This window comes from Methylophilus sp. 'Pure River', from assembly GCF_046765995.1.
GTDB lineage: Bacteria > Pseudomonadota > Gammaproteobacteria > Burkholderiales > Methylophilaceae > Methylophilus.
Map to the genome: position 1 here is coordinate 97,900 of NZ_JBKOUE010000008.1, position 13,748 is coordinate 111,647.

15 protein-coding genes are annotated in these 13,748 nt (G+C 51.9%); 3 read left to right on the forward strand and 12 right to left on the reverse strand.

Going from position 1 to position 13,748, the window contains the following annotated elements:
- Positions 1-12 precede the first annotated feature (12 nt).
- The 3 genes from flgJ (at position 13) to flgL (ending at position 3,785) form a co-directional block, all read left to right on the forward strand.
- A complete protein-coding gene (gene flgJ, locus ACIDE9_RS10925) occupies positions 13-1,098 on the forward strand; it encodes a flagellar assembly peptidoglycan hydrolase FlgJ (RefSeq protein ID WP_411994797.1) in 1,086 nt (361 codons plus the stop codon).
- 107 nt (positions 1,099-1,205) lie between these two features.
- Positions 1,206-2,858 (forward strand): flagellar hook-associated protein FlgK, encoded by a 1,653-nt coding sequence (gene flgK, locus ACIDE9_RS10930; RefSeq protein WP_411994799.1) that lies wholly within the window; start codon positions 1,206-1,208, stop codon positions 2,856-2,858.
- A 21-nt stretch (positions 2,859-2,879) separates the two neighbouring features.
- The gene (flgL, locus tag ACIDE9_RS10935; protein WP_411994801.1) at positions 2,880-3,785 is read left to right on the forward strand and encodes a flagellar hook-associated protein FlgL; all 906 of its coding nucleotides are present in this window, start codon (positions 2,880-2,882) and stop codon (positions 3,783-3,785) included.
- Positions 3,786-3,808: 23 nt separating this feature from the next.
- Here flgL and fliR read toward each other — a convergent pair whose 3' ends face one another.
- The 12 genes from fliR to fliG form a co-directional block, all read right to left on the reverse strand.
- Positions 3,809-4,576 (reverse strand): flagellar biosynthetic protein FliR, encoded by a 768-nt coding sequence (gene fliR / locus ACIDE9_RS10940; RefSeq protein ID WP_411994803.1) that lies wholly within the window; start codon positions 4,574-4,576, stop codon positions 3,809-3,811.
- 31 nt (positions 4,577-4,607) lie between these two features.
- Entirely contained in the window at positions 4,608-4,877 is a 270-nt protein-coding gene (gene fliQ / locus ACIDE9_RS10945; RefSeq protein WP_019882538.1) for a flagellar biosynthesis protein FliQ, read from the reverse strand.
- Between the two features lie 44 nt (positions 4,878-4,921).
- On the reverse strand, positions 4,922-5,689 hold the full coding sequence (gene fliP / locus ACIDE9_RS10950; RefSeq protein WP_194754298.1) for a flagellar type III secretion system pore protein FliP: 768 nt from the start codon (positions 5,687-5,689) through the stop codon (positions 4,922-4,924).
- A 113-nt stretch (positions 5,690-5,802) separates the two neighbouring features.
- Positions 5,803-6,303: a flagellar biosynthetic protein FliO gene (gene fliO / locus ACIDE9_RS10955; RefSeq protein WP_194754297.1), complete on the reverse strand. Its 501-nt coding sequence runs from the start codon at positions 6,301-6,303 to the stop codon at positions 5,803-5,805.
- A 34-nt stretch (positions 6,304-6,337) separates the two neighbouring features.
- The gene (gene fliN, locus ACIDE9_RS10960; RefSeq protein WP_411994806.1) at positions 6,338-6,823 is read right to left on the reverse strand and encodes a flagellar motor switch protein FliN; all 486 of its coding nucleotides are present in this window, start codon (positions 6,821-6,823) and stop codon (positions 6,338-6,340) included.
- Positions 6,823-7,824: a flagellar motor switch protein FliM gene (gene fliM / locus ACIDE9_RS10965; protein ID WP_194754296.1), complete on the reverse strand. Its 1,002-nt coding sequence runs from the start codon at positions 7,822-7,824 to the stop codon at positions 6,823-6,825. Before fliM ends, fliN begins: the two co-directional genes overlap by 1 nt.
- A 33-nt stretch (positions 7,825-7,857) precedes the next feature.
- On the reverse strand, positions 7,858-8,442 hold the full coding sequence (locus ACIDE9_RS10970) for a flagellar basal body-associated FliL family protein (RefSeq protein ID WP_411994808.1): 585 nt from the start codon (positions 8,440-8,442) through the stop codon (positions 7,858-7,860).
- A gap of 146 nt (positions 8,443-8,588) precedes the next feature.
- Positions 8,589-9,992 carry a flagellar hook-length control protein FliK gene (locus tag ACIDE9_RS10975; RefSeq protein ID WP_411994810.1) on the reverse strand — a complete coding sequence of 468 codons (1,404 nt, stop codon included), beginning with the start codon at positions 9,990-9,992 and terminating at the stop codon, positions 8,589-8,591.
- 25 nt (positions 9,993-10,017) lie between these two features.
- Positions 10,018-10,464 (reverse strand): flagellar export protein FliJ, encoded by a 447-nt coding sequence (gene fliJ / locus ACIDE9_RS10980; RefSeq protein ID WP_411994812.1) that lies wholly within the window; start codon positions 10,462-10,464, stop codon positions 10,018-10,020.
- A gap of 13 nt (positions 10,465-10,477) precedes the next feature.
- Entirely contained in the window at positions 10,478-11,920 is a 1,443-nt protein-coding gene (gene fliI, locus ACIDE9_RS10985) for a flagellar protein export ATPase FliI (protein ID WP_411994875.1), read from the reverse strand.
- A gap of 134 nt (positions 11,921-12,054) precedes the next feature.
- Positions 12,055-12,723 (reverse strand): flagellar assembly protein FliH, encoded by a 669-nt coding sequence (locus ACIDE9_RS10990; RefSeq protein WP_019882547.1) that lies wholly within the window; start codon positions 12,721-12,723, stop codon positions 12,055-12,057.
- A 25-nt stretch (positions 12,724-12,748) separates the two neighbouring features.
- On the reverse strand, positions 12,749-13,747 hold the full coding sequence (gene fliG / locus ACIDE9_RS10995) for a flagellar motor switch protein FliG (RefSeq protein WP_194754291.1): 999 nt from the start codon (positions 13,745-13,747) through the stop codon (positions 12,749-12,751).
- Position 13,748 lies beyond the last annotated feature (1 nt).

The following is a 13,748-nucleotide window of genomic DNA, read 5'->3' on the forward strand; positions in this document are numbered from 1 at the left end:
CGAGAGACGGCGATGCAACCCCGTATCGATCCTACGACGCAAAGCCTGGCCATTGACGGTAACTCGCTCAATAGCCTGAAGCGCGGCAATACTGATTCGCCCGAATCTATTCGGGCAGTCGCACGCCAGTTTGAAGCGGTGTTGATGAACATGATGCTGAAAAGCATGCGTGACACCGTGCCGCAAGATGGCATTACCGATAGCGAACAAGGCAAAATGTTCATGGGCATGCTAGACCAGCAACTGAGCACCAACCTCAGCCAGAAAGGCCTGGGGCTGACGGACGTGCTGGTCAGACAACTAAGCAAGTTCAGCCAAAAACCGGGCGATGCCACCGATGGCAGTAAAGATACCAAGTCTACTGGTAAGCTCGATAGCAACGCTGCCCTGCCCCACACCAGCCAAACCAATCCACTAACAAGCAATAGCAATGGCAAAGCCGTGCTGGCGCAAGCGGCACAAAAAATCCGCGAAGCTTACCAGCAGTGGGAAGCCACTGACAGTACCTCCGATAGCAACACCGATACTGCGTGGGCACGCGGTATTCCCGAGTTACCACCGCTCGTGGAAGAAACCCAGGCCAACGTCCAGAGCTTTACCCTGCCGCAAGCCCCATTAGCCACGGCCATGCGTGAAGTGGCAGGTAAAACACAACAATTTATCCAGAGTATGTTGCCGCATGCACAAGCAGCCAGCAGTACTTCCGGCATTCCAGCTAAATTCATGATTGGCCAGGCAGCCCTCGAAAGCGGCTGGGGCAAACATGAAATTAAAACGGACAATGGTGTGAACAGCCATAACCTGTTTGGTATCAAGGCTGATGCCAACTGGAAAGGCAAAGTCGCCAGCAGCACGACCACTGAATATATCAACGGCGTGAAACAGACCCGGGTTGAAAAATTCCGGGCTTACGATAGCTACAGTGATGCCTTCAAGGATTACGCCAAACTGATTTCACAGAATCCGCGCTACCAGCAAGCCATGAACAATACGCATGATGCCAGCGCGTATGCCAATGCATTGCAACGTGCGGGCTATGCAACCGACCCTCAATATGGCAAAAAACTGACGCAAGTCATCAAGAATTTACAAGGCTAAGCAGACGCAACCCTAAAGAAACAAAAAAAAACTGCCGATAGGCTACTTAACCACACTTTAAAGTCGTGTCTGACTCTCTGCAGGGGGCTGACACATGAGGAAATCACATGTCAAATGTACTCAGCATTGGTAAAAGCGCCCTCAATGCCGCGCAAATAGGCATTGCCACCGTTGGCCACAACATTGCCAACGCGTCAACCGAGGGCTACAACCGTCAAACTGTCGTGCAAGCTGCTGCACAAGCACAGAACTTTGGCTATGGCTATGTCGGCCAGGGTACCAATGTGGTGGGCATACAACGCGTATTCAACGAGACGCTGGCTAAACAGGTACTGAATGCCACGGCGACTGCCAATGCCAGCGGTGCCTATTACAGCAATATCAGTCAGATCAACAGCTTGCTGTCGGACAGCACTGCCGGTTTGAACCCGGTGATTACGAGCTTTTTCAGTGCCGTGAGCGCGGCAGCGGCCAATCCAAGTGACACGGCCACGCGTCAGACATTGATCTCTTCCGCACAATCCATGGTGAACCGTTTTAATGCGGTAAACACCCAGTTGGACCAGATGCGCGATAGCATTAATACGCAAATTACCGCCAGTGTAGATGCTATTAACAGCTACTCCTCACAAATTGCCAACTTGAATGACACCATCAGCAAGGCCATTAACTCAACAGGCAATACGCCGAATGACCTGATGGACCAACGTGATCAGCTGGTAGCCAAGCTCAGTGAGCAAATCAAAACCACCGTCATCAAGCAGGATGATGGTTCTTACAACGTATTTGCCGGTAGCGGTATGCCACTGGTCGTTGGTACGCAACAGTACTCTTTATATACACGCGCCAGTGATACCGACCCTACCCGCATGGAAGTGGCTTATGGCAACCCGGCCAGTCCTAAAATCCTGAGCACGGATACCTTGTCTGGCGGCACCCTTGGCGGTGTCTTGCAATTCAGGAGTGAAACGCTGGACGTGGTGCAGAACCAGGTTGGGCAGTTGGCCGTGACCCTGGCCAGTCAGTTTAATGCCCAGCAAACTCAGGGCTATGATTTAAATGGCGTATTGGGTACCAACCTGTTTAATGTCGGTGGACCGACCGCGGTCAGCAGCGCCTACAACACAGACCCGACCAAAGCGGCTTCTGCCACCATCACCGATGCCAGCCTGCTGACCAGCAGTGACTACACGGTCAAATATAACAGCGGTCAATACACCATTACCCGCCTCAGTGATAAATCCGTGATGTGGCAAGGCGCTTCGCTGCCTGCTACCGTCGACGGCATGCAGATTGATGTCAATACCAGCACACCGACAGAAGGCGATTCTTACCTGATCAAGCCGACGCAGTATGCTGCGGGTCAACTGTCACTGGCGTTTACCAATGTCGATAAACTGGCAATGGCAGGCTCAGCCACCACCGGCCCTAACGATAACGAAAACGGCTTGAAACTGGCTGCCTTGCAAACTGGCGCCAACGTGCGTGTGGCAGGCAGCAGCACGAATAGAACCTATGCACAGGCCTTTGCACAAATGGTGAGTGCCGTCGGCACTAAAACCAATGAGCTCAGCATCACCAGCAAGGCTGATGCCACCGCCCTGGAAAATGCAACGGCCGCCATGCAGTCTGAGTCTGGCGTCAACCTGGACGAAGAAGCCACTGATTTGCTGCGTTATCAGCAAGCCTACCAGGCGGCGGGCAAAATGATGCAAATCGCCAGCCAGCTGTTTGAAGTTTTACTGCAAATGGGTCAATAAGTTTTTGAAGGATAGGCCATCATGAGAATCAGTACCAATACCATCTATCAATCTGGTACCAACCAGTTAATGAATCTGCAAGCTGACCTGAACAAGCTGAGCATTCAAACTGCGACTGGTAAGCGCGTAAACTCGCCAGCAGACGACCCGGTGGCAGCGGCACGCATACTCGAGCTCAATACGGCCAAAGACCAGAACGCGAATTACACCAACACGCGTAAAACTGCAGAAACGCTGCTGCAAACCTATGAGGCTAACCTGAGTAGCGTGACAGACACCATCCAGTCCATCCAATCGACCCTGATTGCTGCCGGTAATGGTGCTTATACGGATGCAGAACGTGCCAAGCTGGCCAATGAACTGCAAGGTAGCCTGGACACGCTAAAGGGCCTGGCCAATACAAAAGACTCGCAGGGCAACTACATGTATTCCGGCTATGCCTCGTCTACCGTGCCGTTTGATGGCAACTTTGACTTTGTTGCCAACTCAACCCGTACCAGCTTGCAAATTGATGTGCAAAGCCAGTTGCCAGTCACGTTCACCGGCGACCAGGTATTTGGCGCCAACGGCGACAATGTATTTACTAACTTGCAGGACATTATTGCGCTGTTAAAAACACCGATCACAGACAGCACTACCCAAGACGCATTTAATACCGGCCTGGCAACCAGTATCGACAAAATGAAAGGTTCGTTGAATTCGGTATTGGATGCGCGTTCAGAAATCGGCAGCAGCCTGAATTTGCTGGATACCCTAAACACCACAGGGGATAGCCTGGACCTGCAATATGATGCGTCTATTTCAACGCTGCAGGATCTGGATTATGCGCAGGCATTATCAGATATTTCCAAGAAAACGACGATCTTGCAAGCGGCGCAGAAAGCGTTTGTGGCCACCTCCAACATCTCCCTGTTTAGCCTAATTTAAGGCGGTTGCAAGTGCTTGCGCGGTTAATGCAACACTTGCAACATCAATTGCTGTGCATCGACCAGCCAGCGGCCAACGGGGCTGACCAGAGAAGGCAGGCTTAATAATGTCATCAAAAAGCCGACTGAAATCGTAATTGGGAACCCAATACCGAAAATATTGAATTGCGGTGCTGCCTTGGTTAACACGCCCAAGGCCATGTTGGTAATAAGCAGACTGGCAACCACCGGCAATGACAGCAACAAACCTTGTGAAAAAATATGGCCTCCCAGGCTTGCAATGGCCTGGCTATTCAGCTGCCAGTGCTCCATGCCTATCGGCATGGTTTCAAAGCTTTGCAGCATGACGGCCACCACGATTAAATGACCATCCAGGCTCAAAAACACCAGCAATGCCAACATAGTTAAAAATTGACCAACCGCAATGGTTTGGCCATGCGCCTGTGGGTCATAAAAACTGGCAAACCCTAGCCCCATGCTCATCCCCATCATAAACCCGGCCATTTCAACCGCCGTAAACAGTAAGCGCATGACAAAGCCCATACTGATTCCGATTAAAAACTGGGCCAGCAATGACAACAAGCCTTGCCATGACAACACTTCGATGGGTGGTACCTGAATGGCAGGCACAATCGCCAGCGTAATGACGAAGCCAATGGCCAGCTTGATGCGTTTGGGAATAGAAGGATGGCTAAATAGCGGAACGACGGTGAGGCAGCCTAGCACGCGCGTGAGCGGCCACAATAGCTGGACGATCCACAATTGCAGATCCGAAGCATGGATGGTCAGCATGCAGTCTGTTGCCTAGTTACCCAATAGCCGCTTAGTTCACCAATTGCGGGATCATGGTGAAAATATGGTGCATATAGTCCACCATGGTCATCAGCATCCAGTGGCCTGCCAATAACAGCACCGCCATGACGCCCACCAGCTTGGGGATAAACGACAAGGTTTGCTCATTGATTTGCGTGGCGGCCTGAAAAATACTCACGATCAAGCCTATCATCAGCGCAGTACCCAGCACTGGCGCTGCTACCATCAATGTGGTTTGCATGGCTTCACTGCCTATGGTCAATACCTGTTCCGGACTCATGATGTACTCCTTAAAATGAAAGTATGCTGTGTTAAATCAAAAGGTTAAATCACAAAGCTTTGCGCCAGCGAGCCGAGTATCAGCTGCCAGCCATCGACCAGCACAAACAGCATGAGCTTAAAAGGCAGCGACACAATGGCTGGTGAGACCATCATCATGCCCATGGCCATCAAGATACTGGCCACCACCATATCGATAATCAAAAACGGGATATAGATGGCAAAGCCAATCTGGAAGGCTGTTTTGAGCTCACTGGTCATAAAGGCAGGCACCAGTATTCTGAGCGGTACATCCTCAGGCGTTTGAATAGTCTCGACGTGTGCCATATTGGCAAACATGGCCAGGTCATTTTCGCGGGTTTGTTTGAGCATAAAGCCTTTGAGTGGCAACACACCGCGCTCCAACGCTTCCTGCATGGTGATTTTGCTTTCGGATAAAGGCTGGTAGGCGTCGGTATAGATTTTGTCGAACACCGGCCCCATGACAAAAAAGGTAATGAACAAGGCCAGGCCAATCAATACCTGGTTAGAAGGCGCAGACTGGGTACCCAAGGCCTGGCGCAGCAAAGACAACACAATCACGATACGCGTAAAGCCAGTCATCATCAGCATCGCGGCCGGGATGAATGTCAACGAAGTGAGTAAAATCAGGGTTTGCAGGCTCAGCGTATAGTCCTGGCCACCGCCTGCCCCAGGGGTCACTGTGCCAATCGGTAGTCCGCCAGCCGCACACGACAATAGCGGGAAACCAAGCAGCAAGCCGACCGGCAGCAACAAGGACAATATAGACTTTAACACTGAAAAAACACGCATGTGTATGGCACCCGAAACTTGCTTGCAACTGCGCACGGCAGACACAAGACTATCAATAAGTTAGGGCTATAGTACGCCCGGCCAGGTTAAATCAAAGGCCGGAAATGAGCGACTCAAGGCTTGTTTTTGAGGGATTTGACGGTTTGCTGCAACGTTGCTTGCATGGCTTGTTGCAAACGGACAGCAAAAGAAGCTTGCGGATCGATACCAGAAGACGCAGATTGAGCAGCACTTGCGCCCTCTTCCACTGAGGATTCCGTCGCAGGTGGGGCGACTTCGCCGAGGGCCGTCATCTGGCCTGCATTGATGCCCACCACCAGCCAGCGGCCAGCCACTTCAAGCACCACCACACGCTCCCTGGGGCTTAGCTGCAAACCACCTACTTGTTTGATCACACCACGTTGAGCCATGGTTTGCCCAGGCATCACACGCCGTAACAACCAGGCAATCGCCGCGATCACTAGCAAGACAATCACCGTGCCATAAACCATACGGCCCAGGCTATCACTCGCACTCGGTGCTGCCGCGGCAGTCGCCGCAGGCACAACCGCCCATGCCACGCCGGTCACCAGGCTGCTAAACAAGGCGATCAACAACTGACTGATAATTTTCATGGCGATCTAAACAAAAAGGAATTCAAAAAAGCCATTAACGATTCAGTTTGCGAATACGCTCGGCCGGGGTAATGATATCGGTTAAGCGAATACCAAACTTGTCATTCACCACCACCACCTCACCCTGGGCAATCAGGCAGCCATTCACCAGCACGTCCATCGGCTCGCCCGCCATGCCGTCCAGCTCAACAACAGAGCCCTGCGCCAGTTGCAACAGGTTCTTGATCGAAATCTTGGTGCGGCCTAGCTCAACGGTCAGTTGTACCGGAATATCCAGGATGAAATCAATGTCATTCTGGGTGCCTTCCAGTTTATTGTTGGCACTGAATTCGTTAAATACAGCCGTCTTGCTGGTTGGCTCCTGCAACGCCGAAGACTCCGCCTGGGTTTGCTCAGCCAAGGCTGCACCCCAGTCATCTTCCGCAATCGTCTGCACATCACCGGGATCAGACACTCCCATGGCAGCCATCGCTGCATTCATATCATCATCTGCACTGTTCTTGGCGGGATCCATAGCCATTATGACTCTCCTTGCAATTGCTCCTGACTACCGTCAGCGCGAATTAACTTTTCAACCTTAAGGGCGTACTGCCCGTTAAATACTCCATAACGACACTCCATGACCGGAATGTTGTCAATTTGTCCTTCTATGCTGTCACTGATATTAATCGGGATCACATCGCCCTCTTTGAGCTCCAGCAAGTCTGCCACCGTCAGTTTGCGCGTGGCCAGGTTAGCGACTATCTCGACTTCTGCGGCTTGAATTTGCTGCGTCATCAACTTGACCCAACGCTTATCGCCACCCAGGTTTTCACCTTGTAATGGAGAGGTCAGCAGGTCTTTGATCGGCTCAACCATCGAATACGGCACGCAGAAATGCATTTCGCCACTATTCGGGCCCAGCTCAATATTGAAAGTAATGGCCACCACCACTTCATTCGGCGTGGCGATGTTGGCAAACTGCGTATTCATTTCCGAACGCAGGTACTCAAACTTGATCGGATATACCGGTGCCCAAGCCTTTTCATACGATTCGAACATGATGCCCAGGATGCGCTGGATAATGCGCTGTTCGGTCGCGGTAAAATCACGGCCTTCGACGCGGGTGTGAAAGCGGCCGTCGCCGCCAAACATATTGTCCACCACCAAAAACACCAAGGTCGGATCTATCACGAGCACACCGGTGCCGCGTAAGGGACTAATGTGAATCAGGTTGAGGTTGGTAGGCACCACCAGGTTACGGATAAAATCGGTATATTTGATAATCCTGACCGGCCCGACCGAGACTTCAACGGTGCGGCGCAGGAAGTTGAACAGCTCAACACGCAGTAAACGCGCATAGCGTTCATTAATCATTTCCAGCGTGGCCATGCGGCCGCGCACAATCCGCTCTTGCGTAGCCAGGTTGTAATTACGAACGCCAGCCTCGTCTTTGCCAGACGCATCACTTTCGTCGTCGCCCTCAACACCTTTGAGTAGCGCATCAATTTCGTCTTGTGATAGAAACTTGTCAGCTGACATGATGACTCACTTTAAACAACTGGGCTCATAACATTACTGAATCACGAACGAGGTAAATAATACCTGGGTGACTTTCAGTGGCTTACCGTGTGCAGCGAGCGGCTTTTTCAGTTCAACCAGCAACTCTGCACTCAGTTGTGCTTTGCCTTCCGGCGTAGAAATATCGGAGGCTTTTTTGCTGGTAAGCAATAACAGCACGCGGTTACGCAAGGCTGGCATCTGTGCTTTCATTTTTTCTGCCAGCTCAGCGCCTTTCACCTCTACGGTCAAATCCAGTTGCAGGAACTTGTCATCAGGGTCTGGCAACAAATTCACGGTAAATGTTTCAAACTGCACATAAGTCAGGGCCGTTTTAGGGTCAGCATGACCACCAGCTTCCTCTTCAGGCGCCTCTTCCTCAGCGGCTTCATCTTCAGCAGCCGCCTCTTCATGGCCTTCTGCCTTCTCAGCATGCTTGGCTTTGGCTTGTTGTGCCTCCGGCTTTTTCATTAAAAAGAATGCAGCAGCGCCACCACCGGCAGCCAATGCCAGCACCACGGCCAATATGACAATGAGTTTCTTCTTGGATTTTGGCGCCGCGTCTGCTGCGCCTTCTGCTTTTGCCGGTTGTTGAGCCATGACACAAACCTTTCTTACATTAAACCTAGAGTGTTTATGGTGTCATTATGCGCAAAACAGCGCGCTGGAGATTAGCGGATAAAAGGGTTAAATCAGCGTTTAATCGAAATTTACACCCGCAGGCAGGCCGCTTGCCTGCCCACAGCTTAAACAAAGGTGTCGACCAGGCCACGTGCAACCGTGGTTTTAACCGCTTGCGGGGCAACCACTGCGTCAGCTTCACCTGCGGTGCCCACTGACTGGCCACCTTGACGCGAAGTCTGCTGCTCAAAATGCTGTTGTGCCTGCTGGCCATCACCAACAAAGGTTTGTCCCAGTTGCAAGCCTTGTGACTGCATGCGGTCACGCAAATCCTGCATACCATCTTCCAATGCCTGACGGACCAATGGGTTATCGGTAATAAAGCTGGTATTCACAGACTGGTTATCCACTTTCAACACTACTTGAATCGGGCCCAAATCTGGCGGTGACAAGGTCAGGCTGGCCACGTCATCGCCGCTGCCCACCATATTCATCACATGCTGGTTCATGGCGGTTTGCCAGCGCTCATTACCAAACGGCGCTGCAATTTGCGACATCATCACAGGGCTGCTTTGTGCCACACCGGCCGCATTCAGCCATGTGCTATTCGGCAAGGCTTGCGCGGCTGGCTGCTGCGGTAAACTCAATATATCGGCTTGTGCATCTGCACCACGCATTTCATTAAATGCCTGCGTTGTACGGCCGGTCTCGCCTGTCGCCTCTGCCATCAATTGAGCATTGACCTGGGTTTCAGAAATACCAGCGGCTTCTTTGCCAGTGTCGGCTTGCGCATTGCCAGCCAGTAACTGTTTGAAATCGGCGGCCTGATCATCCTGGCCTGCGTTGACTGCGGGCGTCGTCGGCATCGGCACAGCGGTGGTTTTGGTCATGGCTTCAGAGCTCAGCGGCAAAGCCAGGGCATTGCTATCAACGACAGGCAGTTGCTCGCTATCCACCGTCACGGCAGCGCCATCGGTACTCAACTCGGCTTTAGGCAAGCTATCGGTTTGTGCTGTCGTTGGGCGCATGGCAATCATGGTTTGCATCCATGGCGAAATGCCCGTCGGCAATTGATCATTTGCAGCCAGGTCAGCCAATAAACGTTTTTTACGCTCTTGCGCAGTTTCAATCACAGCCGCGGGGTCTTTTGTATTGCTGGCCGCAGAGGATGTAGTGGCTTCCTCAGTACTTGCTGATGTCTCAGCACGCGCATTCTCATCGCCACTCTCAGCCGCTGTTTTTTGTGCGCTGTCTTCTGATTTGACGGTATTGGATTGTGCCGCTGGTGCTTTTTCTGCAGCCGAGGCGGCTGGCGCTGATTCAGGTTTAGGGGTGTCGGCCTTGTCAGCCATTGTTTTATTGGCGACAGGCATGACAGGCTTGCTGCTTTGCTGCATTTGCTTGCGCAAAGCCTGGGCAAACTCATCAGAGCCATTGCTCTGTGCGTCTTGCGACACCTGATTGGCAGATGCTGTTTTCACGGCGTCTGCGCCCATATTCAATAGAGTTGCGGAATTTAAAAACGCCATATGACTCTCCCGGTCAACATTTGTTTTACAGACGCGTGCGTTTGGCACGGCTTGCAAACTCATCCATCAGTTTCTGATCGCGCTTGCCCTCTGCTTTTGCTTGCATCGTTTCCGCCCGTGTCATCAGTACCTCAAAGGATTTTTGCTTGCGCTGTTTTTCCTGCAATAGCTGTCGTTTGTGCAGGACATTCGCCTGACATTGTTCAATTTGAGCATTTTGACTGCGCACCGCCAATTCCAATTGCGAGAAAAAGCCCTGAAAATTGCGGTATAAATCGGCTTTGAGCCCTTTTTGAGAAGCCAGCTGCCATTGCTGCTCATATTCCTGCTGGTATTGTTCCAGCATGCTGCGCTGCTGTTGTGCCTGTTCAAGCAGTTGCATGGCTTGCGCCAGCTCTTGCATGGCAGCATCTACCTCATCTGTCGCCAGTTGAATCAGCAGTGTCAGCGTTTGTGTCGACTGTTTGGCCATCGCGCACTATTGCCTAGGAAATAGTTTGCGCCAATTGCTGCAAACAGGCTTGCATATAGGCACTTTCGTCGATGTCCTGCTGCAAAAATGCATTGATCTGGTCACGTTTCTTAATTGCGATATCCAGCATAGGATCAGAGCCTGGCTGATAAGCACCAACGGCAATCAGGTCCTGGTTACGCAAATAACGCGAATATAACTGTTTGAGTAAACGTGCTGCCTGTTGGTGCTCTTTACTGGTGATGTTGTGCATGGCGCGGCTGATCGACTGTTCAATATCAATCGCCGGATAATGCCCGCTCTCAGCCAAGGTACGGTTAAGCACAATATGACCATCGAGAATGGCGCGTGCAGAATCGGCAATCGGATCTTGCTGGTCATCGCCCTCGGTCAGCACGGTATAAAAAGCAGTAATTGAGCCCTCGCCCCTGGCGCCGTTACCGGTACGTTCAACCAGCGCGGGCAGCTTGGCAAACACTGAAGGTGGATAGCCTTTAGTCGCTGGCGGTTCACCAATCGCCAATGCGATTTCGCGTTGTGCCATGGCATAGCGTGTCAGTGAGTCCATGATTAACAAGACGTTTTTGCCTTGCTGGCGGAAGCGCTCGGCAATAGCAGTGGCGTAATTGGCACCTTGCAAACGCATCAGTGCCGACACATCTGCCGGTGCGGCCACCACGACAGAGCGGGCCAGACCTTCTGGCCCTAAAATCTGTTCAATAAATTCTTGTACTTCGCGGCCCCGCTCACCAATCAGGCCGACCACAATGACATCAGCGGTGGTGTAACGTGCCATCATGCCCAACAAGACGCTTTTACCTACACCAGAACCGGCAAACAGGCCCAGGCGTTGCCCGCGACCAACGGTGAGCATGGCATTGATTGCGCGTACGCCCACATCCAGTGTTTCTTCAATCGGTGCGCGCATCAGCGGATTAATCACCCGTCCACTCAAAGGCGCCGTAACCTCGGTTGAAATCGGGCCCAGGTTATCCAGTGGATTGCCCGCAGCATCGACCACCCGGCCGAGCAAGCCGTCACCGACCGGAAAGTGGCGTGCACGGTCCTGCGCACGACGGCGTGGCGGACGGCCAAACTGTGGCTTAGGCAAGGTTTCGGTGATTTCCATGCTGAACACTTTGGCACCAGGTACCACACCATCCACAGCAGACTGCGGCATTAATAACAGGTTTTCGCCATCAAAGCCCACCACTTCAGCCTCTACGCGACCACCATCTTGCAGGGGAATAAAACAGGCACCGCCAATTGGCATTTTAATCCCGGTCGCGACCATGATCAGGCCCGTGACCTTGACAATACGTCCAGCCACTTCTAATGGCTCTACCAAATGGATCAGTTCTCTACAGTCTTTGAGGTAACTTTGCCAGCGCTGGTTATGCACATTGGGTGGCAAGTCTTGTTCAACAGGCGCGGCAATCTCTGCCTGATCTGCCATGACATTGGCATCTGTGACTGGCGTCACACCCGCATCATTAGCTAAGTCTTCTGCCAACGCGGGGCTGGCCTCTACGGCGCTATTAGGTTCTGTCATGCTGGAATCAATCACAATCAGTGCATAGGCTGCACGCGTTATTCGTTGCTAGCGACAGGTTTATGCCAGTCATCCACGCGTGACAAGCCTTGTACCAAACGTTTCCAGCGCATTTCGTTACTGGCATCAATCTGGTTTTCTGCGGTTTCCACCAGGCAGCCACCACGCTCAATCTGGCTATCTTCAACCAGTTGCCAGCCTTGTTCTTTCAGTTGCTCACCAATATGGGCACGCAGCACTTTGGCATCTTCATGATGCACGATTAATCTGGCAGGCTGTTTAACTTGTGGCAGGTAATGCATGGCATCCAGTACCACAGGAATCACTGCTTGCGGATCCACCTGCAACTTGGTTTTCATCATGGCTTTTGCCAGGTCCAGCGCCAGGCTCAACACAGACTCGGCCACACTGACATCCTGCATGGCCAATGCCTGCTGGAAGCTGGCAGCCATTTGCGACAACTGCTGGCGCTCAGTGTCAATTTGCGACTGGGCATGTGTCATACCATCGCCGTAACCGGTTTTAAAGCCCTCTTCATAAGCTTCTTGTCTGACCTGTTTCAGAATCTGGCTGACCGTACGTGCATTTTCCTCAGCCTGTTCGCGCTCACGTTTAACACGCTCACTGGAGATGGAATCATCAAAGCTGGCCATCTCCCAGCGTTGATAGGCGCTCATTTGTTCTTTTGGAATTGCAGAAGCTACCATGAGGCACTTTCCTTATATCATGTGTTTATAGATACTGCTCACTGTCGCCTTTACCAGCCAGCATGATCTGGCCTTCATCTGACAGGCGACGGATAATTTGCAAGATTTGTTTCTGCTGGCCTTCAACCTCTGACAGTTTGACCGGCCCACGGCTTTCCAGGTCTTCACGCATCATGTCAGCTGCACGCGATGACATATTGCGGAAGAATTTTTCTTTCATTTCATCTGACGTGCCTTTGAGGGCTACGATCAGCATGTCTGACTGCACTTCACGCAACAGCACCTGAATACCTCTGTCATCGATCTCCATGATGTTGTCAAACACAAACATCTGGTCCATGATTTGCTGCGCCATATTGTCATCGTAGCTTTTAAGGCCATCCATCAGTTTGGCCTCATGCTCGCCACTGATATAGTTCATGATCTCGGCAGCGGTTTTGACACCACCAATCGCTTGCCGCTTAATGTTGTCATTACCGGCCAGCATTTTCAGCATGCCTTCATTCAACTCTCGCAAGGCCGTCGGCTTGATACTATCCAGCGTGGCAATACGCAAGATCACGTCCTGGCGTAAACGCTCGGTAAAATGACTCAAAATTTCTGCTGACTGTTCTGCTTCCAAGTGAGACAAAATGGTGGCGATAATCTGTGGATGTTCGTTCTTGATAAAGTCCGCCACGCTAAAGGCATCCATCCACTTCAGGCTTTCTATGCCGGCCGCATCTTGTGACTGTGGAATGCGGTTCAGCAAGTTGGAGGCTTTGTCGTCGCCAAAGGCTTTGATCAACACCGAGCGGATATAGCTGTCTGAATCGAGGCCGAAATCACTGCTGCTGGCAAAGTCCAGCATGAATTTTTCCAGCACCTGCTCGACCTCTTCGCGTGGCACCGGTTTCATCGACGCCATGACGATACCCAAGCGTTGTACCTCTTTCGGAGACAAATGCTTCATCACTTCAGCCGCCTCGTCTTCGCCGAGCGCCAGCATCAAGATTGCACTTCTGGTTAATCCCTGGTCACTCATG